The following is a 20,076-nucleotide window of genomic DNA, read 5'->3' on the forward strand; positions in this document are numbered from 1 at the left end:
ACAGCGGTAGAAATCCGAAGACAAAGGCGAACGCTAGCGCTCCTACAGTTCCAAACTTCACTCCGTTGCTTAGCACCGGAATTATAACGCGTTTATTCAAAGCTCATCCTATATAGTGTTTTATATAGTATAAGACCTCTAAGGCCTTTGCAGGTTGAAATCTGCAATTTCTTAAATCAACGCTCTAGCAGGCGCTTGTAGCTTCCCTTTCATCCCGACCTTCGCCCTGGATGAAAACACCTTAATTAGCCCATCAAAGCAGCCATAAGCGCCTTCTGTGCATGCAGGCGGTTCTCAGCCTGGTCAAAGATGACCGAGTTCGGGCCGTCGATTACGCCCGTGCTGACCTCTTCCTCACGGTGGGCCGGCAGGCAGTGCAGGAACAGGTAGTCGCTCTTCGCGCCTTTTACCAGCTCCTCGTTGACCTGATAGTCCTTGAATGCCGCTTCACGCGCCAATTGCTCGGCTTCAAAGCCCATGCTCGCCCACACGTCAGTGTAGATAACGTCAGCATCCTGTACCGCTTCCTGCGGGCTGCGGGTGATGACGATGTTCGCGCCTGTCTCCTTGGCGATCTCACGCGCCTCAGCAACGACAGCCGGGTCAGGCTCGTAGCCTTCTGGTCCGGCAACCGAGACATGCACGCCCAGCTTGGCGCCGCCGATCAGCAGGGAATGGGCCATGTTGTTGCCGTCGCCGATATAAGCGAGCTTAAGGCCTTTCAGCTTGCCCTTGTGCTCATATACGGTCTGAAAGTCAGCCAGCACCTGACAAGGGTGTGCCAGGTCGCTCAGGCCGTTGATTACAGGCACAGAAGCATAACGCGCCAGGTCCTCAACCTTATCATGGCCGAAGGTGCGGATCATGATGCCGTCGAGATAGCGTGACATCACCTGAGCAGTGTCACCAACAGTCTCGCCGCGGCCGAGCTGGATATCATTTTTACTCAGGAACAGCGCATGGCCGCCGAGCTGATACATGCCTACCTCGAAGGACACGCGTGTGCGGGTCGAGGATTTTTCAAAAATAAGTCCGATCGTCTTGCCCTTAAGCGGCTGATAAACCTCGCCGTTTTTTTGTTTCTTCTTCAGCTCGATAGCCAGATCAATCAGATACGTGATTTCTTCCGGGCTGTAATCATTCAGCTCCAGCAGATCACGGCCTTTGAGCTGCTCTGCGATCGCTAGCTTCCCGCTGTGTACACTCTGGCTCATGAATGTGCCTCCCCGTTTCCTTTGTTAGCATAAGTATGAATCAGCGGAACAAGAATGTCCACCGCCTGGTGGATCTCATCCTGGCTCACATATAGATTAGGCAGCAGGCGGATCACGTTCGGTCCGGCCTGCACGAACAGCAGTCCCTGTTTCTGCCCGGCCAGTACTATATCGCCTACCGCATCTGTGCATTCGATCCCGATTAACAGACCCTTGCCGCGTACCTCTTTCACGAATGGCGTATCCGCCAGCTTCTCTCTCAGCAGGCCGCGCAGATATTCACCCATCTCTTCGGCGCGCTGCGGCAGTTCGTCTTCGAGCATTGTCTCGATCGTCGCTTCCATCACCGCTGCCGCCAGCGGCGTACCGCCGAAGGTGCTGGCATGACTGCCCGGGCTGAACGCTTCGCGCAGGTAACCTTTGCCCAGCATAACGCCAGCCGGGAACCCGCTGGCTACGCCTTTAGCCAGGGTGAAAATATCCGGCTCAATGCCATAGTGCTGATGCGCAAACAGCTTGCCTGTACGGCCCATGCCGGTCTGCACTTCATCAACGATCAGCAGCAGGCCATGCTCGTTGCACAGCTCAACCACAGCATTGAGGAACTCCTGCTGTACCTCCAGCACGCCGCCTTCGGCCAGGATCATCTCAAGCATGATGGCTGCAGTATTGTCCGTAATGGCCGCCTTCAGCGCCGGCAGATCATGCAGAGGCACCGTCTTGAAGCCCTCCGGAAGCGGCAGGAAGCCCTCTTTTACCTTTTGCTGCCCGGTGGCTGTCAGCGTCGCCAGAGTACGTCCATGGAAGGACTGCTCAAAGGTAATAATCTCATAGCGGCCTGTACCCTTCACCTTCTGGTGATAACGGCGGGCCAGCTTGATCGCAGCTTCATTCGCCTCTGCACCGCTGTTGCAGAAGAAGACCTGATCGGCACAGCTGTTTGCTGTCAGAAGCGCTGCTACCCGGTCCTGTCCCGGAATGTGGAACAGGTTCGAGACATGCCACAGCGTATCAATCTGCGCCTTCAGCTTCTCGCCGACCTTCTCGGGAGCGTGTCCCAGACTGGTTACTGCCAGCCCGCACATGAAGTCGAGGTACTTGTTGCCCTGGTCGTCCCAGACCCAGCTGCCTTTGCCCTTAACCAGACTCAGATCATATCTGGCATAAGACGGGAATACCGCACTCAGCTTGGCAGGAGCAGCCTCCTGAACCTTCGTTTCCCCTGAACGGGTATCCGCAGCCTCTGTTAAAGAATCTTTTTCCGCCTGTGTAAGCTCACTCATTCTTAGTCACTCTCCCACCATGCTGCTTCCGGTAAACCGGCAGCGCTCTATTTTGGTAACACCTGACTTCCGGCTTGTCTCCACTCTATCTTACCAAACTAAGAACGGATAATCCTCGTCCCCAGCTTCTCCCCGCCCAGCACCCGGCTAAGCACCTGAGGCTCTTTGCCGTCTACGATGACAACCTCGGACACACTGCCCTGAATGCAGTCCATCGCCGCGCGCACTTTGGGGATCATCCCGCCGTAAATTTCACCGCTGGCAATCAGCTCTTCAATCTGTGCCACTGTAACCGATGGAAGTACGACCTTTTCACCATCAACGGTGCGCATAATACCGGGAACATCCGTGACCACAATCATCGAAGGCGACTCGACAAAAGAAGCCACCGCTCCAGCTGCCGTATCCGCATTAATATTGTAACGCTGCCCTCCGGCATCTACACCAATAGGTGCAATAACCGGAATGTAGCCGAGTGCCAGAATCCCTTTTATGATCTCCGCCTTAACCTCGGTCACTTCGCCGACCTGCCCTACTACATCACTGTTGGCCACAGGCCGTGCCAGTATCAGATTGCCGTCCACACCGGACAAGCCAAGGGCCTGCCCGCCGCTGCCCTGAATTCTGCGGACAATCGCCTTGTTGATGCTTCCAGCCAGCGTCATCTCTACAACATCCAGCACATCCTCCGTCGTCACCCGCAGGCCGTTCACAAAGCTGCTCTCAATCCCCAGCTTCGCCAGATTATCCGAAATTGCCGGTCCGCCGCCATGTACAATGACAGGTTGAACCCCGCTGGCCTGCAGCTCCCGCAAATCCGCAAAAAAAGAATCCGGCAGCGCAGCCAGCGTACTCCCGCCGCATTTCATCACAAACAGCTTTTCTATCTTTTGCTCCATCATATTCTAGGTATCCTCCTTATGCCAGCCGCGTTTAGGTACGGTATGCAGCATTAATACGCACATAATCATAAGTGAGGTCACATCCCCAGGCCGTAGCTTTGCCTTCGCCGTCGGATAGCACCACGGTAATCACTACTGTATCAGTCTTTTGCAGATAATGGAGGGCCTGCTCCTCATCAAAAGCCACCGGCCGCGATTGGCGCAGCACCTCGATCTCACCAAGCGAAATATCCACCTTCTCCGGCGATACCGGAACACCGGCGCGTCCTACGGCAGCAATAATCCGGCCCCAATTGGCATCCGCCCCGAAAATCGCCGATTTCACCAGACTCGAGCCTACCACCGTCTTCGCTATCGCCCCGGCAGCCTCATCATGCACCGCACCGCTGATCTGTACCTCAATCAGTTTGGTCGCACCCTCACCGTCCCGGGCAATTGCCTTCGCCAGATGCTGACACACATGTGTAAACGCCGCAGCAAAAGCATCCCAGTCCGCATGCAGACGCGTCAGCTTCTCATTCCCGGCCAGGCCGCTGGCCAACGTCACCAGCATATCGTTCGTGCTTGTATCTCCGTCAACTGTAATCATATTAAAAGTAGTATTAGTAGCGGTACGCAGCAAGCTTTGCAGATCTTCCCTGTCAATCAGGACATCCGTCGTCATGAAGCCCAGCATGGTGGCCATATTCGGATGAATCATCCCCGAACCTTTGGCCGCACCGGCAATCGTTACCTTTTCTCCGCCGACCAGCACTTCGACGCAGCACTCTTTTTTCACCAGATCCGTTGTCAAAATAGCCTGGCTGAACTCCTCCGCCCCCGCGGCGCCTCCATCCAGCTTCTCCGGCAGTCCGGCAATCCCGCTGCGCACACAGTCCATCTTCAGCAGCTCGCCGATAACACCAGTCGAGGCTACAGCTACATCCTGCTCATTGACACCAAGCGCTTTGGCCGCAGCAGCACGCATCTCGTAAGCATCCTTTTCACCCTGCTCGCCTGTGCAGGCATTGGCATTTCCGCTGTTCACGATGACCGCCTGCAAGGTACCGTCCGCCAGGCTCTCCCGGGTTACTTTTAGCGGCGCAGCCTGGAATACATTTGTTGTATACACAGCCGCAGCCGTTGCCGGAACCTCGCAGAGGATAACTCCAAGATCGTTGCGGGTTGTTTTTTTGAGGCCGCAGTGCAGTCCTGCAGAGGTGAAACCCTTTGGTGCGGTAATGCTTCCGCCTTCCACGACGGTATATGTTGCCTGATTTATGCTCATTGTATGTTTGACCGCTGAACCTTACGGATACACTGGTGTATAACCGAGGCCGCGGGTTTCCTCCCATCCCATCATCAAATTCAGGTTCTGAATCGCCTGCCCTGCTGCGCCTTTAACGATGTTGTCAATGACAGACACAATCGTTACCCGTCCTGTACGGGCATCTGCGGAGAAGCCGATATCGCAATAATTCGAGCCGCTGACCTCTTTGGTCGCCGGAAGCACTCCGGCCTCACGGATCCGCACAAAGGATCTGCCCGCATAATATTTACGGTATAATTCCACAAAATCCTGCTCACTATAAGCCCCGTTCATTCCGGCATACATCGTGCTCATAATTCCCCGGGTCATCGGCACCAGATGCGTTGTGAAGGTCACGGTTACTTTTTCACCGGAAACATCGGTAAGCACCTGTTCAATCTCCGGAATATGCTGATGCTTGTTAACCTTATAGGCCTTGAAGTTCTCATTGATCTCGGCATAATGAACGCCCAGATTCACACCGCGTCCCGCTCCGGAAATCCCTGACTTCGCATCGATAATAATGCTCTCCGGCTTGATCCAGCCTGCCTCTACCGCAGGAATCAGCCCCAGCAGCGTAGCGGTCGGGTAACAGCCCGGATTGGAGATAAAATCAACTCCTGCAGCGCGTTCACCATATACTTCACATAACCCGTATACGGCCTGCTCCAGATATTCAGCGGGCGGAGCCGTGTGCTTATACCACTGCTCATACTCCCCGCCGTCCTTCAGCCGGAAATCTCCGGACAGATCGACAACCTTCAGGCCCGCTTCCAGCAGCTGCGGCACCAGCTTGGCACTCACACCTGACGGTGTTGCCGTGAATACTACATCAGCCCTGCCCGCAATCTCCGCCGGTTCAACGCCATCCAGCTTCCGCTCCACAATTCCCGTCAAATGCGGAAACCCGAGCTCAATCGGCTCCCCTGCACTTGATGAAGAGATTACCGATGTAATTTCTATATCCGGGTGGTTCTGCAAAAGCCTGATCAGCTCCACGCCACCATACCCCGTCGATCCCACTATCGCCGCTCTCAGTTTGCCTGCCACTGTCATCCCCTGCTTTCTGACTATTTCATGAAATGCATACCGTCCTGCAAATATGTATTATTATACGACCGAATTAATATAAATACAACATGTAACGTTAACTTTATTGGCGGGATTGTTATATGAAAAAGAGAAGCGCAGACTTCTCTCATGGAGATTCTACGCTTCTCTTTTAAATCCTTCACCGAGCACCTCATGTGCCTCGGTAATGATGACAAATGCACCCGGATCTACAGACCGGACGATCGCTTTTAGCCGGGTAATTTCGTTCTGGCCGACAACCGCCATCAGCACTACCCGGTTGTCACCGGTATAGCCGCCCTGTGCATTGAGCTTGGTCAGCCCGCGGTCCAGATCATTCAGAATCGCCTGGGATATCGCCTCTGTATGATCTGAAATGATGTAAGCCACCTTGGTCACGCTGAAGCCCATCTCCAGCGCATTGATTACTCTCCCGGTCACAAACAGACCAATCAGTGCATACATCGCCTGCTCCATGCCCAGCACAAACGCAGCCAGTGTAATAACCGTACCGTCCAGCAGCACAACAGACAGCGAGAAGCTGAAGCCTGTGATCTTTTGGATAATCTGCGCCAAAATGGTCAGTCCGCCCGTGGATCCGCGTCCGCGGAACACCAGCCCCAGACCAAGTCCGACTGCGATCCCGCCATAAATCGAGGCAAGCAGCGGATTGGTTGTCGGAACCGGACCGTCTTTGGTCAGGTAGATAAACAGCGGCAGCACAAAGCTCCCCAGCAGGGAGCGCATGCCATATTGCTTGCCGAGGAAAATAACCCCGAGGATAAATAACGGGATATTCAAGGCCCACTGGGTAAAAGCCGGCTCAGCGCCGAACCAGGCCTCGGCAAGCACCGATAAGCCGGATACTCCCCCTGAAGCGATCTGGTTCGGCAGAAAAAACAGATTAAACCCGAGACCGGTAATCAATGAACCGATCAGGATCAACGCCACATCCACTGTATGGCGCAGCGGCCCGTTCAGCGGAATCAGCGGCGGTTTGTTGCGTGAATTCTCTTTTAGCATGTTCTCTTGCTTCTCCTTACTACACTCCGAGGACGCGTAGAAATCCAGTTATGCTTATTCAACTTCTGTCTTGATCTGGCTGCGCAGGTAGCCGTCGATGAACAGATTAATATCGCCGTCCATTACAGCCCCCACGTTCCCGGTTTCCACGGAAGTACGGTGATCCTTCACCATGCTGTAAGGGTGGAATACATACGAGCGGATCTGGCTGCCCCAGGCAATATCAGATTGCTCCCCGCGGATCTCATCCAGTTGCTTCTGCTGCTCCTGCAGCTTCTGTTCGTACAGCTTGGAGCGCAGCATCTTCATCGCCTGCTCCCGGTTCTTGATCTGCGAGCGTTCATTCTGACAGGTTACCACTACACCTGTAGGAATATGCGTAATCCGCACCGCTGAGTCCGTTGTATTGATATGCTGACCGCCCGCACCGCTGGCCCGGTAGGTATCTATTTTTAGATCCTCTGTACGGATCTCAACTTCCACATCATCGGCAATCTCCGGAACCACATCGCAGGAAACGAACGAGGTATGGCGTCTGCCGGAGGAATCGAACGGCGAGATGCGCACCAGCCGGTGTACACCCTTTTCCGCTTTCAGATAGCCGTAGGCATTGAAGCCCTTAATTAGCAGCGTTACGCTCTTGATACCCGCCTCATCACCAGGCAGGTAGTCGAGCACTTCAACCTTGAAGCCGCTTTTCTCCGCCCAGCGTGTGTACATGCGGAGCAGCATCTGGCCCCAGTCCTGGGACTCCGTTCCGCCTGCACCCGGATGAAGCTCCAGAATGGCGTTCAGCTTATCATATGGCTGATTAAGCAGCAGCTGCAGCTCAAACTCATCCACCTTGCCGCTGATTGTCCGGATGTTTCCGGCCACCTCGGCAGCAAGCTCCTCGTCGCCTTCCTCATCGGCCAGCTCCACCATCATCGCCGCATCATCGTACTCCTGCTGCAGCTTCTCAAACTGGTCTACTACGGATTTTACTGCATTCATCTCGCCGATGACTGCCTGGGCCTGCTCATTGTCATTCCAGAAATCCGGCGCTGCCATCTTCTCTTCAAAGTTCGCAATGACTTCCAGCTTCAGGTCTAAGTCAAAGAGACCCCCTAAGGTTGGTTAGTTTCTTGCCTATTTCACGCAGGTCCTGCTTCACATTTGCATCGATCATGGGATCACTACACCTTTCAAAATAAAATATTGCGCGGGCCGCTGATTGGAGATTTTGTAGATCTGGCATAGTATCACTGCCCCTGAGAGCTGGCACTTCAAAATTACGGAACCTGGTTAGTACGCAGCTCCAGGGAATGTTTGGACTTCCGGCCGCTGTTGTCTTCAGATTTCCTGATTCGAACCGCTGATCGCGGTAGAAATCTGAAGACAAAGGCGGACGCTATCGCTCCTACAGTTCCAAACTTCCCCTCCGCCGCTTCCACCTTAGTTTTAGTTTTTTTGAGAACGCACTGCTCATCCTCTGCAGCTAAATCGCCCAATCCCCAAAACTCCAAAAAAGCGGCCGGGCCGCAAACGGGGGAAACCCCGGGCCCAGCCGCTTTTATTATCATTATAAGCCTGAGACGCTTCGGATATCCTTACGCGTTCTGGCCGTGGCAGTTCTTGTACTTCTTGCCGCTGCCGCATGGGCATGGATCGTTACGGCCGATTGCCGCTTCGACATGCACCGGACGCTTCTCAGCCGGCTCAGCGTTGGTCGAGATTTTATCTTCCTCGACTACGGACTGGCGTTCCTGGTTGGCTTCGATGTGCGCCTTCATAATGTACGTAGCGACTTCCTCCTGAATGGCGGCAGTCATGGCGTTGAACATCTCAAAGCCTTCAAATTGATATTCACGCAGCGGATCGGTACCGCCGTAAGCACGCAAGTGAATCCCTTGACGCAGCTGATCCATCGCATCAATATGATCCATCCATTTGCTGTCTACGGAACGGAGCACGATAACCTTCTCGAATTCACGCACCAGCTCAGCGCCAAGGCGCTCTTCACGCGCATCATACTTCTGCATAACACGTTCAAAGATGAAATCAACGATTTCTTCTACTTCCTTGCCCCACAGGTCATCACGGGTAATGGCACCTTCATCCAGCAGCTTGCTGTTAACATAGTCAGCAACCTCCTGCAGCTCCCAATTCTCCGGAATGTCATCCACGCAGTGAGCGCGGACTACACGGTCGATAACCGGCTTGATCATCTCGGTTACAACACCTTTGATATTCTCGGATTCGAGAATTTCGCGGCGCTGTTTGTAAATGATTTCACGCTGCTGGTTCATAACATCATCATACTGAAGAACGACCTTACGAATATCGAAGTTATTGCCCTCTACCCGCTTCTGGGCCGATTCAATTGCGCGTGTAATCATACGGCTCTCAATCGGCTGGTCTTCTTCAAAGCCCAGACGGTCCATCATGTTCAGCACGTTGTCCGCACCAAACCGTTTCATCAGCTCGTCCCCAAGTGACAGATAGAACTGTGTCGAGCCCGGGTCACCCTGGCGTCCGGCACGTCCGCGCAGCTGGTTATCGATACGGCGGGATTCATGACGCTCTGTACCAATAATATGCAGACCGCCAACATCTCTTACACCCTCACCGAGCATAATATCCGTACCACGTCCGGCCATATTGGTTGCAATAGTTACGGTCCCCGGCTGTCCGGCCTGGGAAATGATCTCCGCCTCGGATTCGTGATGCTTGGCGTTCAGCACCTGATGCTTGATTCCTTTGCGCTTCAGCATTTCAGATACGCGTTCAGAATTCTCAATGGATACTGTACCAACCAGTACAGGCTGGTTCTTCTTGTGGCGTTCTACAATCTCGGTTACCACTGCGTTGAATTTGCCGTTCTCGCTCTTATAGACAACGTCAGGCATGTCTACACGCTGGTTCGGTTTATTCGTCGGTACCTGAAGAACTTCCAGGCCGTAAATTTTCTTGAATTCTTCTTCTTCCGTCTTCGCTGTACCTGTCATACCGCCCAGTTTGCGGTACATCCGGAAGTAGTTCTGGAAGGTAATTGTAGCCAGCGTCATGCTCTCGTTCTGTACCTGGATTTCTTCTTTAGCCTCAATAGCCTGGTGCAGCCCGTCGCTGTAGCGGCGGCCAGCCATCAGACGGCCGGTGAACTCATCGACAATGACAACCTCATCACCGTTCACTACATAATCGACATCACGGCGCATGATGACATTAGCCTTGAGCGCCTGAACGATATGATGATTCAGCGTAACATGGCTGTGATCGTACAGGTTCTCAACGCCAAAAGCACGTTCCGCCGTAGCCACGCCCTTCTCAGTCAGCGCTACCGACTTCACTTTAATATCAACAGTGTAATCTTCTTCAGCCGTCAGCTTTTTAACAAAACGGTCTGCTGCATAATACAGCTCTGTCGACTTCTCGGCTTGCCCCGAGATAATCAGCGGAGTACGCGCTTCGTCAATAAGAATGGAGTCCACTTCATCAATAATACAGAAATATAGCGGGCGTTGTACCATCTGCTCCTTATAGAGCACCATGTTGTCACGCAGATAGTCGAAACCAAACTCATTGTTGGTACCATACGTAATATCGCAGGCATAAGCTTCTTGTTTATCAGCATGGTCCATGCCGTTCAGGTTGACCCCGACCGTCATGCCCAGGAAGTTATAAATTTGTGCCATTTGGGCGCTGTCGCGCTGGGCCAGATAGTCATTCACAGTCACCACATGCACGCCTTTGCCGAGTAATGCATTCAGATAGACCGGCAATGTACCAACCAGTGTCTTACCTTCACCTGTCTTCATCTCGGAGATCCGGCCTTCATGCAGCGCCATACCTCCAACAAGCTGTACGTCAAAATGCCGCATGCCCAGCGTCCGTTTGGAAGCTTCGCGTACGGTTGCAAATGCCTCGGGGAGTATCTCCTCCAGGGTTTCGCCTTTTTCGATCCTGGCCCGGAACTCTTCTGTCTTCGCCTTAAGCGCCTCATCCGAGAGGGCTGCGAATTCAGGTTCCAATCCGTTAATAACATCGACCGTCTTCATGAGACGTTTGACATCGCGTTCGTTGGTGTCGCCGAATATTTTCTTTACAAGTCCTAGCATGGTTAACCCCTTTCATGCAACACAGATGGTGGAACCGAGCCCATCCTTAAATATAAATTGAAAGGGCCATATATTATTTCGATTCCGCTGCTTCATAAATTGTAACAGTTTGTAAGACAAGCCGCAATACGAGCAGCCGCAACCTTATTTTGCAAAATAGAAGAAGCGGCAAATGGTCACCCTTTATATACGAGTAAGAGCCCTATTCGCTTCAAGCGAATAGGGACTCGGCTGATTTTTTGAAATTATTACTGGCGGCAATAACCATCCAGCATAAACCTGTGCCTGATTATCAGACTAATCTTGTTCGATCAGGCCATACTTGCCGTCATTACGTTTGTAAACAACGCTTACTTCAGAAGTCTCAATGTTGGAGAATACAAAGAAATTATGTCCAACCATGTTCATCTGCAGAATGGCTTCCTCGACATCCATAGGCTTCAGGGTGAAGCGCTTATTCCGCACTACTTCCAAATCATCGTAATCCTGTTCTTCAACGGCAACGCTACTCGCCGGCTCTTCCACGAAGATGGTCTTCAGGCTGCCTTCCTGGCGGAACTTACGGTTGAGTTTGGTTTTGTGCTTGCGGATCTGCCGTTCCAGCTTGTCCACAACAGCATCAATAGATGCATACATGTCGTCGCTGCGGTCTTCTGCACGAAGCGTCACGCCGGCCAGCGGAATCGTTACTTCCACCGTATGAAGGCCGCGGACTACGCTAAGCGTCACATATCCTTCTGAGGTAGGGGGTGCATCGAAATACTTCTCAAGTCTGCTGAGCTTCTTATCAACATAATCTCTCAAAGCATCTGTCACTTCAATTTGTTGACCTCGAATGCTGAATTGCATAGGGCACTCCTCCTTTGTTTACGTTCCCATTATACCAAATTGTCAGCGCTAAGTAAAAAGCAATTCGTTACAGACTTTACATTTACCTAACATTAATCTATTCTACAGCTTTCTATATTTACAAATAAACAAAGTCCGGACGGGGCAATCAGGTTGCCCTCATCCGGACCATGTCTAGCTGCTTATATTATTCCTAGACCGCCCGAATTTATAATAACAAATTCCTTACACAGTGCCAGCTTACGGGCTGTATCATGCTTTACGGCTGTTTCGTATGAATCCGTAAAATTTCTATCGGAGACCATGATGTTCCGCTACCTGCAATGACATACACTTTATAAGCCGTATCAGCCGTCAGACCACTAAGAGTCAGTGTCTGTCTTATCCCCGGCACCGGTGTAAAGCCGCCGCTCCAAGGTGCAGCAAGCTGTGTCCCGGAACTGTTTTGACCTGCTGCAATCTGTTCTGCTGTAGGCTCGGTAGCGCCAGCCGGAAGCACCACATACCGTACAGGTGTGGCTATACCGCCCGCCTGGCCGTAAGTTACATAAACATCAGCTGTTACTGTCCCTATGGTGCCCGGGCTAAGTTCGGTGATGGCCCCTCCGCCGGCAGATGCAGTGGTTAACCGAAGAGTATAAACACCTGACCAGCTGCCGGCAGTATCAGCAACCGCAATGTAAGCCGCGTACTCCGTGCTAGGCTGCAATCCGTAGACCGAGAAGGACACCGTGCTGCCGGCAACAGCAGTCGTTGAGCCGGCATTCACACCAGCTGCTCCAGCTGCGGTCAGACCATCACGAACCTGCAGCTGCGTCGGCAGGAGCGCAGTGCTGCTGTAAGGAGCAACAACATAATAAACGGCTCCTGTCACCGACGGGGTCATATACACATCTGCCGTAACAGAGCCCACATGTCCATAAGTTATTCCGCTAACAGTTGGAGCAGAGCTTCCACCGCCACCGCCACCACCACCGCTACCTCCTCCAGCCGGGCTGGTAGGGGTTGCCGTCGGAGTTGGAGTGGCCGTTGCAGACGGTGTAGCTGTAGGTGTTGGAGTTGGCGTGACTGTACCGCCTGGATTATTCGCCGCCGAGTTACCGATGATACCCACTGCTTCAGCTCTGGTCAGAGCTTTTTTCGGCCCGAAGGTTCCATCCGGATAACCGTTAATGATGCTCTTGGCAGCCGCGGCTGCGACTGCTCCTTTAGCCCACGAGGCAATTTGAGCACTATCCTTGAATGTCAGCGTTGTGCTGTTAGTATTCAAACTGAGGAGCTTGGCAGTAATCACTGCAGCTTCCTGACGGGTAATCGGACTGGTAGCACGGAAAGTATTATTCTCATATCCGCCAATATATCCGGCTCTTACAGCTTTGGCCACTTCGCTGTAAGCCCAGTTGTTGCTCTTGAGATCTGTAAACGTGATTGCTGCCGTGTCCGTAAATCCAAACAGGCGGTTTACGAGCGCAACATACTCACCACGGGTAATCGCATTATTCGGTTTTACCGTCCCGTCAGCATAACCTTGCAGGTATCCTTTATCGAGCCAGTCCTGCAGCTGACTCTGTGCCCAGTGTCCCTGAATATCCTTGGCCGTTGCTGCAGAGACACTTCCAAGAGCTCCGAATAACATGCTGATTCCGAGTATTCCAGTCATCAAACCGCGCCACATCTTCTTCATTCTGCTATCCATCCTCCTAAAAGTTTAATTGCGCATCCCTCCATGGCTGTAACCATAGCCTTGCAATATCATTATTGGAAGCGCGCGCTTACATTTGTGGGCCTCCCGCGTTATTAAATCCGCTTTATACAACACATCTGCTTCAGGAAGCATACTGTACGTACTGTCAGCTTAGGCAGCATAGTGTAATTCATTCCTTTTATGGGCAGACACATTTCACCGTACTGCTCACTGTACTGCAGAAGGGCATTAGCTTCACGATATCGCTTTTCACACCTTTCTCAACCATACACCTAAGCTACGAATAGTCTGCATCGAGGCAAGATCGTAGGCCCAACACCTGTTATTACCCATTTTTTCATATCGCTAACAGATTATTGGGAATTCATGTTAGCTTTGGCGTTTTCGCAGTAGGAGTAGCGCTTTCAGAACAATAAAAAAAGACCCCGGGAGAATCCCAGGGTCCCTGCTAGCGTTGTCTAAATTGCTAACCATCTACCATATATGTAGGTCGGCTGCGCCGGATGATTATAATTTGATGACGTTAGCTGCTTGTGGTCCGCGTGCGCCTTCAACGATGTCAAACTCTACGGATTGACCTTCATCCAAAGTTTTGAAGCCTTCAGTTTGGATTGCGGAGAAGTGTACGAATACGTCGCCACCATCGGCAGTTTCGATGAAGCCATAGCCTTTTTCTGCGTTAAACCATTTCACTTTACCTTCCATTGATTAAACATTCCCTTCGTCATCAGATGAACGTGAGTCTTGCCCACAACTCGACTATACCACCGCAGCTTCTCCATTGTCAATTGGAAAAGTAAATGTTTACTTTCAATAATTTACCACCCACAAATTTAAACAAAGCAGCTTCAAAGTGATCATTTCATCAAAAAGGAGCAGACGCTATATAATACCCGCCTGCTCCTGAGCTGAAACATCCGTATCCGGTTATTTTTTACGGTCCATTAGAATGCTGTCTGGGGTGTAGGCGGCTTCATAGGCATTACGCTGCATCTTGGCCTGATTCCGGTTCAGTAGCCATTGGGAAGCTTCTAGCTTCAGCTCATTCATACGCTGTCTCAACTGCTGGTCGTGAGCTAACAACGCTCTCATCTCCACCTTCTCATCGTCACTGGGCGGATTACAACGAAAGGATTCTACAAGCTCGTCCGTCAGTTTTTCCCGCTGTTCGACAAATGTTGTGATCTCAATATCATCAGCCTGGCTTAATTTTCCCAGAATTCCCCGTGTCAGCTCTTCAAGAGCATAAATCCTATCGGCCATGAGTATGATCCTGGGATATATTAGCTTTGGAGGCTTCCATCCAGGTTACACGCAATTCATTCAGGTACGTTAATGCTTCCTCAGCAAGACTCTGATCTTTCTTCACATTAGCTTGTATCATTAAATGTCTGATATATTCGTAAAGACTGAAGAGACTATTGGAAATACTATAACCCGGATCAAGCGTAGCCATTAATTCACTCATAATAGCCTGGGCTTTGACAAAGTTCTGATTTGTCTTCTGAATATCCGCTGCAGCAATTCCTTCAGCACCCGCCTTGGTAAAACGGATAGCTCCATCGAAAAGCATAATCAGCAGTTGTCCCGGCGTAGATGTTTTTACCGACGACTGCCGGTATTTTTCATATGGAGAAATCATCATTGTTTTCACCCTTCTCTTATCCTAAATCTCATATCAGAGATAGCTAGACAAACTGCTAGACTGAGAATTATATTTAGACATTGCTGTTTCCATCGCAGTAAATTGTTTGTAATAGCGCGTTTCCAGATCTGTTAACCGATCTGTCATGGCATCGATCCTGGAATTATAATCTTTGAGCATTCTTCCCATTACACTTTCCGTTTTATAGGTCGCCGTCAAATCAGTCGTAAATTTCGATGTACCTGCTTTGGTAACGATGTTATCAAGAGACTTATCTACTAGTTTGGACATTTGACCAAATATACCGCCGTCTATGCTAGCTGAATTGCCCTGGAACAATTCAGTAACCCTTTGAGGATTAGCAGTAAGCGCCTGTTTAAGCTTGGCTTCATCTAAATAGATTTTTCCGCCTTCGTAGTACTGACCGGTAGTGATCCCCATGTCACTAAGACTGCCCAGATTTTTAGATATGACAGACCGGAGATCTGAAATAACGGTTTGAAGAATGGAATCATTTTTCAGAAGCCCGCTTTTCGCTTTAGCTTCCCAATTCGTAATATCCGCTTCTTTCATTTGGGACTTTTGTTCATCAGTCAAAGGAGGGAAATTACGATATTTTTCTTCCCCGACCTTGGTTGACATTGTTGTAATCAGGGAGTTATACGTATCAACAAAAGACTTGATCGTTTCAACCGTCTTATCAGTAGATGGCGTGGTTGAAATAGTGGAGGCTCCACCAGTTCCCGATACAGCCAGAAAAGTCAGGGACACACCATTTACCATCAGGGAATTGGTTATGGATTCATATGGAACTTCAGTGCCGCTTTTACTGCTTTTAATCGTTAGTTGTGCTTTCTGAGCATTATTGAACGTATTGAGATTCAATAGAGATTTTAAAGAGCTATCTATTTCATTTGCTGCCAGATACGTTTTATCCCCGTCTTCCGTAGAAGTGAGAGTAAGTTTACCGCTGACCTCATCAAAAGACGCTTTAACCTTTGCGTCACTGCTGTTGATTCTGCCCATCAGACTGGAAATGGTATCGGTACTGGTAATAGCAATATCTACATTATTAATTGTAATCTTACTGGGTAAGGCGACTGTACCACTGTGCTGGATGTCAGACAACAGCGTCGAAGTAGTGGCCGTCTTGCTGGTAGAAGTACTTACCAGACTACTTGATTCTGCACTGGCTCTGGTGGCGAGCTTAGTCACATTTACGGTCATCTCCACACCGTTGGCATTTGCAGTTGCATCTGCTTTCACTGCCGAGGTATTCCCCGTAACCACTGCCTGCTGTGTATTCATCTGAGCAGATTTATTCCATTCACTCAGCTTATTCATCTTGAAATCTACCAGCTTACTGTTGATGTCGCGGTAACTATCACGTTGCCACTCCAACAGCGTCTTTGACTGATTAAGCTTTACAAGCGGCTGGCGCTTTGCAGTCATTAGTTCTTTGACGATACTATCAATATCCATGCCTGAAGAAAATCCATTGACCCGGATAACCATTCGTTCATCCCAGCTCCCTTCTACACGCGTTCATCAATCAAAATTCCGGCAATCTCCATCATATTAGCAACCAGATTTAAAGTCTTCTCGGATGGGACTTCTCTAATCAATTCTCCCGTATCCTTGTTGAGCACCTTCACCATCAATTCATGTGTCTTCTCATGAATACTGATTTCCAGTGTTGTCTGCGGTCCTTCCAGAGCTTTGACTGCCTTAGCTATAGTCTTGATCAGATGCTCCTGCCCGATTGACACTTTAGCGCCTTGTCTTTCCGCTTGTACGAGCTCGGAATTGGTGCTGATTTTATCAGGGAGCTTTTGCTGCTCCGGGGCTTTTACGGCAGCAGGTTCATAGCCTGTGCTCTGTTTAGGTGGGTTAACCGATACCGCGGACAAGGAGAATTGAAATTCCATATACAAAAACCTCCGAAAAGAATACTATTATTTAATTTATATATCGGAAGAAGGATAGTCTTTATGAAGACGTTCTTCCATTTAAAGCTAAATCCCATTGAGATAGTGGAAAGAGCCGTTTAATCTCTTGCCAAATCACTCTCATTCCTTTAAGGTTACGTTTTCCTTCATATAAATTGAAGCAGCTCTCAAATGAGCTATATACCGGTAACAACTCCATTAGTCTAGCATACAGCACTTCCGCATCATCGAAATAACCAAGCCTGAGGCAAAGATCTCCAAGGGTTTTCAGCACTTCTACATTTGCAGGTTTTTCTTCATAGAGCTTTACTAATTGGTCAAATGCCGGCTTTTCATAACCATAATCGATTAAGACTTCACACAGCTTAATTTTGGTGTCCATTTTGGCTGTTAAAAGTACGGCAGAAATCGTTTCAAAACGATCCATTTCCTGAAGAATGATAAGGTTTCGTGCCATTTCAAGGAGCTGAGCTTCTACTGGGCCTGTCATTTCGGCAGCCTTTAGTTCTGCTCCTCCGATAAGCTTGCTGAGTTGCTTGGCCTCACGATGGCTTAGATTCATAGCCCCCACAGCAAGCTTCAACAGCTCTGGATCTTGCATGATATAAGCCAGCAGCAGGATATCCGGCCCGTTTTCCGGAAGAACTGCCTGTAGGGGCATTCCGCTCCAGATCGCACGTGCACCGTCATAATTCTTATTGTAGAGTTTGGCCACTGCTTCAATATGCTTTTGCGAATTAACGGAGTATTGTGTCAGAAGATCCCAAAGCAGCGGGTGTCTAAGTCCATACAAGATATTCAGAAGCAGATGAAGCTCCTCAATATTAGCAATATTATAGAGCTGTTTAATAGTCTCATAAACATCCTTTAATGGGACCTTAGCCTTCAGTGTGATATTGAAATACCTTTTTAGTGCAGGGGTATAATTTTTTTTGGCTTGAAGAGATTTTAAGACAGCATCAAACCCCAATGTTAGTTGTCTCTGCTTCTCATATACCCCTCCCAGTGATTCTAAGGCTTTGTAACTCCCTGATCCTTCAAGAACCAAAGATCCGCTGTCTCCGATTTTCAGACACTGCTCAAATGAAGCTACAGCATCTTTATAATAGCCAGTCTTCGCGAAAAGTTCACCGCGGATATACCACATTTCTGTTTCTTCAGGGAATACGTTTACTGCATCGTTCAATATGCTTAAGCCTTCCTCGTTCCTGTCTAGTTCCCCAAGGGAATAGGCTAGCTTTACCAGCAATTCCGGCAGAAAGACACGGTTTGTACTTAACGGGTATGCCTTTTTGAAAAATTCTACAGCCTTAAGGTGCTCATTCAGCGACAAATAGGTTTTACCCATGTTATATAGATTGTAGGCATCGGGGTTTTCCCTTACAGCTTGCAGCATCAGGGGTAAATTCCGGTTTATCTTATCCTTTTCAATCATCGTTTCCGCGTTGTACCCGGTATGATGAATAAGCGCTTCAGCTTCTCCGCCTTTAAGTGAATCGTTACCCACAACATTCAGATGCTCATGTAACCGGTTTTCATAATAAAGAGCGGCATCATTTTTGAATAGTCGCACTGCGCTGTGAGTAAAGCTCTGCCCGTAGGAATGATAATTTTTAATGTTAAACAGGTAATAATCCAGTCTTGAGGAAAGTTCTTGCTGCAAATCAGCATCTGCATCTAAATATTCATCTGCATCAAGGACCAGAATATACTCTTTCGTTGCCTGGCGTAGCGAATAATTTCGGGCTTCTGAAAAATCATCAGTCCAGGCAAACGAATACACCGATGCGGTATACTGCTGAGCAATTTCTATTGTATTATCAGTTGATCCGGTATCTACAATAATCATTTCATCCACTTTATCTTTTATACTGTCCAGACACCGGTTCAGTATATTCTCTTCGTTTTTAACAATCATGCATAATGAGATGGAGGCATTCATAAGTACATTCTCCCCTGCTTTTAAATGTTACTCATTATATCGGCATCATCCAAAAATATAGTTAGTTATAGTAAACAGTTTGTACAATTGAATACTATAAAAAGAGGACTGGTTGCAGCCTTTTCAGGCATACAATCCAGTCCTCTTGTATTACGAGACTAAATCAAATTGAATGAGGTTAAAAATTAACGCAGGAGTTGCAGTACGCCTTGTGGCTGTTGGTTCGCTTGAGCCAACATCGCTTGGGCAGCCTGCGCAAGAATATTGTTCTTCGTCTGAGCCATCATTTCCTTCGCCATGTCAACGTCACGGATACGGGATTCAGCTGCAGTCAGGTTCTCGGAAGAAGTATTCAGGTTGTTGATAGTGTGCTCCAGACGGTTCTGGTAAGCACCCAGCTTAGCGCGCTCAGTGGATACAGTTGTGATTGCAGTATTGATAGTTGTAATAGCTGCATTCGCGGAAACCTGGCTGGAGATGCTGATACCGGAAGTTGCAATTGCTGCAGTACCGCCTGTTGCCGAAGCGCCGCCTGTTCCTGCTACACCCAGGGAATGAGCATCCATAGCAGCAATTGTAAGCGAGATGCTTTGGCTTGCATTAGCACCGATATGGAACGAAAGGTTAGCTGCACTGTTTACCTGAGTACCGCCGTCTGCAGAACCATCAAGCAATTTCTTGGTGTTGAACTCTGTAGTGTTGGCGATACGGGTGATTTCTTTAGCCAGTTCATTTACTTCTTTTTGCAGAGCTTCACGGTCGCTGTTAGTGTTAGTGTCATTGGAAGACTGAACAGCCAGCTCACGCATACGCTGCAGAATGCTGTGTGTTTCATTCAGTGCGCCTTCAGCAGTTTGAATCAGGGAAATGCCGTCTTGCGAGTTCTTGGCAGCCATGTCCAGACCGCGAATCTGGCTGCGCATTTTTTCGGAAATTGCCAGACCAGCTGCATCATCGCCTGCACGGTTGATGCGAAGACCGGAAGACAGTTTCTCGATGGATTTGTTAGTATTAGCTGTGTTAACAGACAATTGACGTTGTGTGTTCATTGCTGCTACGTTGTGATTGATAATCATTGGGTATTTCCTCCCTGAAATTAAATTGATTC

17 protein-coding genes are annotated in these 20,076 nt (G+C 49.6%); all 17 read right to left on the bottom strand.

The window, feature by feature from the left end:
• Positions 1 to 245 precede the first annotated feature (245 nt).
• Complete coding sequence (argF, locus tag M2108_RS04300; protein ID WP_277468233.1) at positions 246 to 1,214, bottom strand: ornithine carbamoyltransferase; 969 nt, start codon at positions 1,212 to 1,214, stop codon at positions 246 to 248.
• Positions 1,211 to 2,497 carry an aspartate aminotransferase family protein gene (locus tag M2108_RS04305; RefSeq protein ID WP_277468232.1) on the bottom strand — a complete coding sequence of 429 codons (1,287 nt, stop codon included), beginning with the start codon at positions 2,495 to 2,497 and terminating at the stop codon, positions 1,211 to 1,213. The genes argF and M2108_RS04305 overlap by 4 nt, the downstream gene beginning before the upstream one ends.
• Before the next feature lie 98 nt (positions 2,498 to 2,595).
• Positions 2,596 to 3,399: an acetylglutamate kinase gene (argB, locus tag M2108_RS04310; RefSeq protein ID WP_481856858.1), complete on the bottom strand. Its 804-nt coding sequence runs from the start codon at positions 3,397 to 3,399 to the stop codon at positions 2,596 to 2,598.
• Positions 3,400 to 3,430: 31 nt separating this feature from the next.
• On the bottom strand, positions 3,431 to 4,666 hold the full coding sequence (gene argJ / locus M2108_RS04315; protein WP_481856857.1) for a bifunctional ornithine acetyltransferase/N-acetylglutamate synthase: 1,236 nt from the start codon (positions 4,664 to 4,666) through the stop codon (positions 3,431 to 3,433).
• A 21-nt stretch (positions 4,667 to 4,687) separates the two neighbouring features.
• Positions 4,688 to 5,743: an N-acetyl-gamma-glutamyl-phosphate reductase gene (gene argC / locus M2108_RS04320; RefSeq protein ID WP_481856856.1), complete on the bottom strand. Its 1,056-nt coding sequence runs from the start codon at positions 5,741 to 5,743 to the stop codon at positions 4,688 to 4,690.
• 153 nt (positions 5,744 to 5,896) lie between these two features.
• Positions 5,897 to 6,781 carry a YitT family protein gene (locus M2108_RS04325; RefSeq protein WP_277468230.1) on the bottom strand — a complete coding sequence of 295 codons (885 nt, stop codon included), beginning with the start codon at positions 6,779 to 6,781 and terminating at the stop codon, positions 5,897 to 5,899.
• Positions 6,782 to 6,835: 54 nt separating this feature from the next.
• Positions 6,836 to 7,949, bottom strand: a protein-coding gene (gene prfB, locus M2108_RS04330) for a peptide chain release factor 2 (RefSeq protein ID WP_277468229.1) whose coding sequence is annotated in 2 segments (ribosomal slippage) — positions 6,836 to 7,876 and positions 7,878 to 7,949 — 1,113 coding nt in all. Because the reading frame shifts where the segments join, the coding sequence is not laid out codon by codon here.
• A 421-nt stretch (positions 7,950 to 8,370) separates the two neighbouring features.
• Positions 8,371 to 10,878: a preprotein translocase subunit SecA gene (gene secA, locus M2108_RS04335; RefSeq protein WP_277468228.1), complete on the bottom strand. Its 2,508-nt coding sequence runs from the start codon at positions 10,876 to 10,878 to the stop codon at positions 8,371 to 8,373.
• Positions 10,879 to 11,175: 297 nt separating this feature from the next.
• Positions 11,176 to 11,727, bottom strand: a complete 552-nt coding sequence (gene hpf, locus M2108_RS04340; protein WP_068724651.1) for a ribosome hibernation-promoting factor, HPF/YfiA family — start codon at positions 11,725 to 11,727, stop codon at positions 11,176 to 11,178.
• Between the two features lie 259 nt (positions 11,728 to 11,986).
• Complete coding sequence (locus M2108_RS04345; RefSeq protein WP_277468227.1) at positions 11,987 to 13,411, bottom strand: S-layer homology domain-containing protein; 1,425 nt, start codon at positions 13,409 to 13,411, stop codon at positions 11,987 to 11,989.
• Between the two features lie 528 nt (positions 13,412 to 13,939).
• On the bottom strand, positions 13,940 to 14,137 hold the full coding sequence (locus tag M2108_RS04350; RefSeq protein ID WP_068724647.1) for a cold shock domain-containing protein: 198 nt from the start codon (positions 14,135 to 14,137) through the stop codon (positions 13,940 to 13,942).
• Between the two features lie 222 nt (positions 14,138 to 14,359).
• A complete protein-coding gene (fliT, locus tag M2108_RS04355; protein WP_277468226.1) occupies positions 14,360 to 14,695 on the bottom strand; it encodes a flagellar protein FliT in 336 nt (111 codons plus the stop codon).
• Positions 14,685 to 15,077 (bottom strand): flagellar export chaperone FliS, encoded by a 393-nt coding sequence (gene fliS, locus M2108_RS04360; RefSeq protein ID WP_277468328.1) that lies wholly within the window; start codon positions 15,075 to 15,077, stop codon positions 14,685 to 14,687. The genes fliT and fliS overlap by 11 nt, the downstream gene beginning before the upstream one ends.
• Positions 15,078 to 15,110: 33 nt before the next feature.
• Positions 15,111 to 16,592 carry a flagellar filament capping protein FliD gene (gene fliD, locus M2108_RS04365; protein ID WP_277468225.1) on the bottom strand — a complete coding sequence of 494 codons (1,482 nt, stop codon included), beginning with the start codon at positions 16,590 to 16,592 and terminating at the stop codon, positions 15,111 to 15,113.
• A gap of 20 nt (positions 16,593 to 16,612) precedes the next feature.
• On the bottom strand, positions 16,613 to 17,005 hold the full coding sequence (locus M2108_RS04370; RefSeq protein WP_277468224.1) for a flagellar protein FlaG: 393 nt from the start codon (positions 17,003 to 17,005) through the stop codon (positions 16,613 to 16,615).
• A gap of 61 nt (positions 17,006 to 17,066) precedes the next feature.
• Positions 17,067 to 18,968 (bottom strand): glycosyltransferase, encoded by a 1,902-nt coding sequence (locus M2108_RS04375; protein ID WP_277468223.1) that lies wholly within the window; start codon positions 18,966 to 18,968, stop codon positions 17,067 to 17,069.
• 185 nt (positions 18,969 to 19,153) lie between these two features.
• Entirely contained in the window at positions 19,154 to 20,044 is an 891-nt protein-coding gene (gene hag, locus M2108_RS04380; protein WP_277468222.1) for a flagellin Hag, read from the bottom strand.
• Between the last annotated feature and the right edge of the window lie 32 nt (positions 20,045 to 20,076).

It is taken from the genome of Paenibacillus sp. PastM-3, from assembly GCF_029893965.1.
GTDB lineage: Bacteria > Bacillota > Bacilli > Paenibacillales > Paenibacillaceae > Paenibacillus_AQ.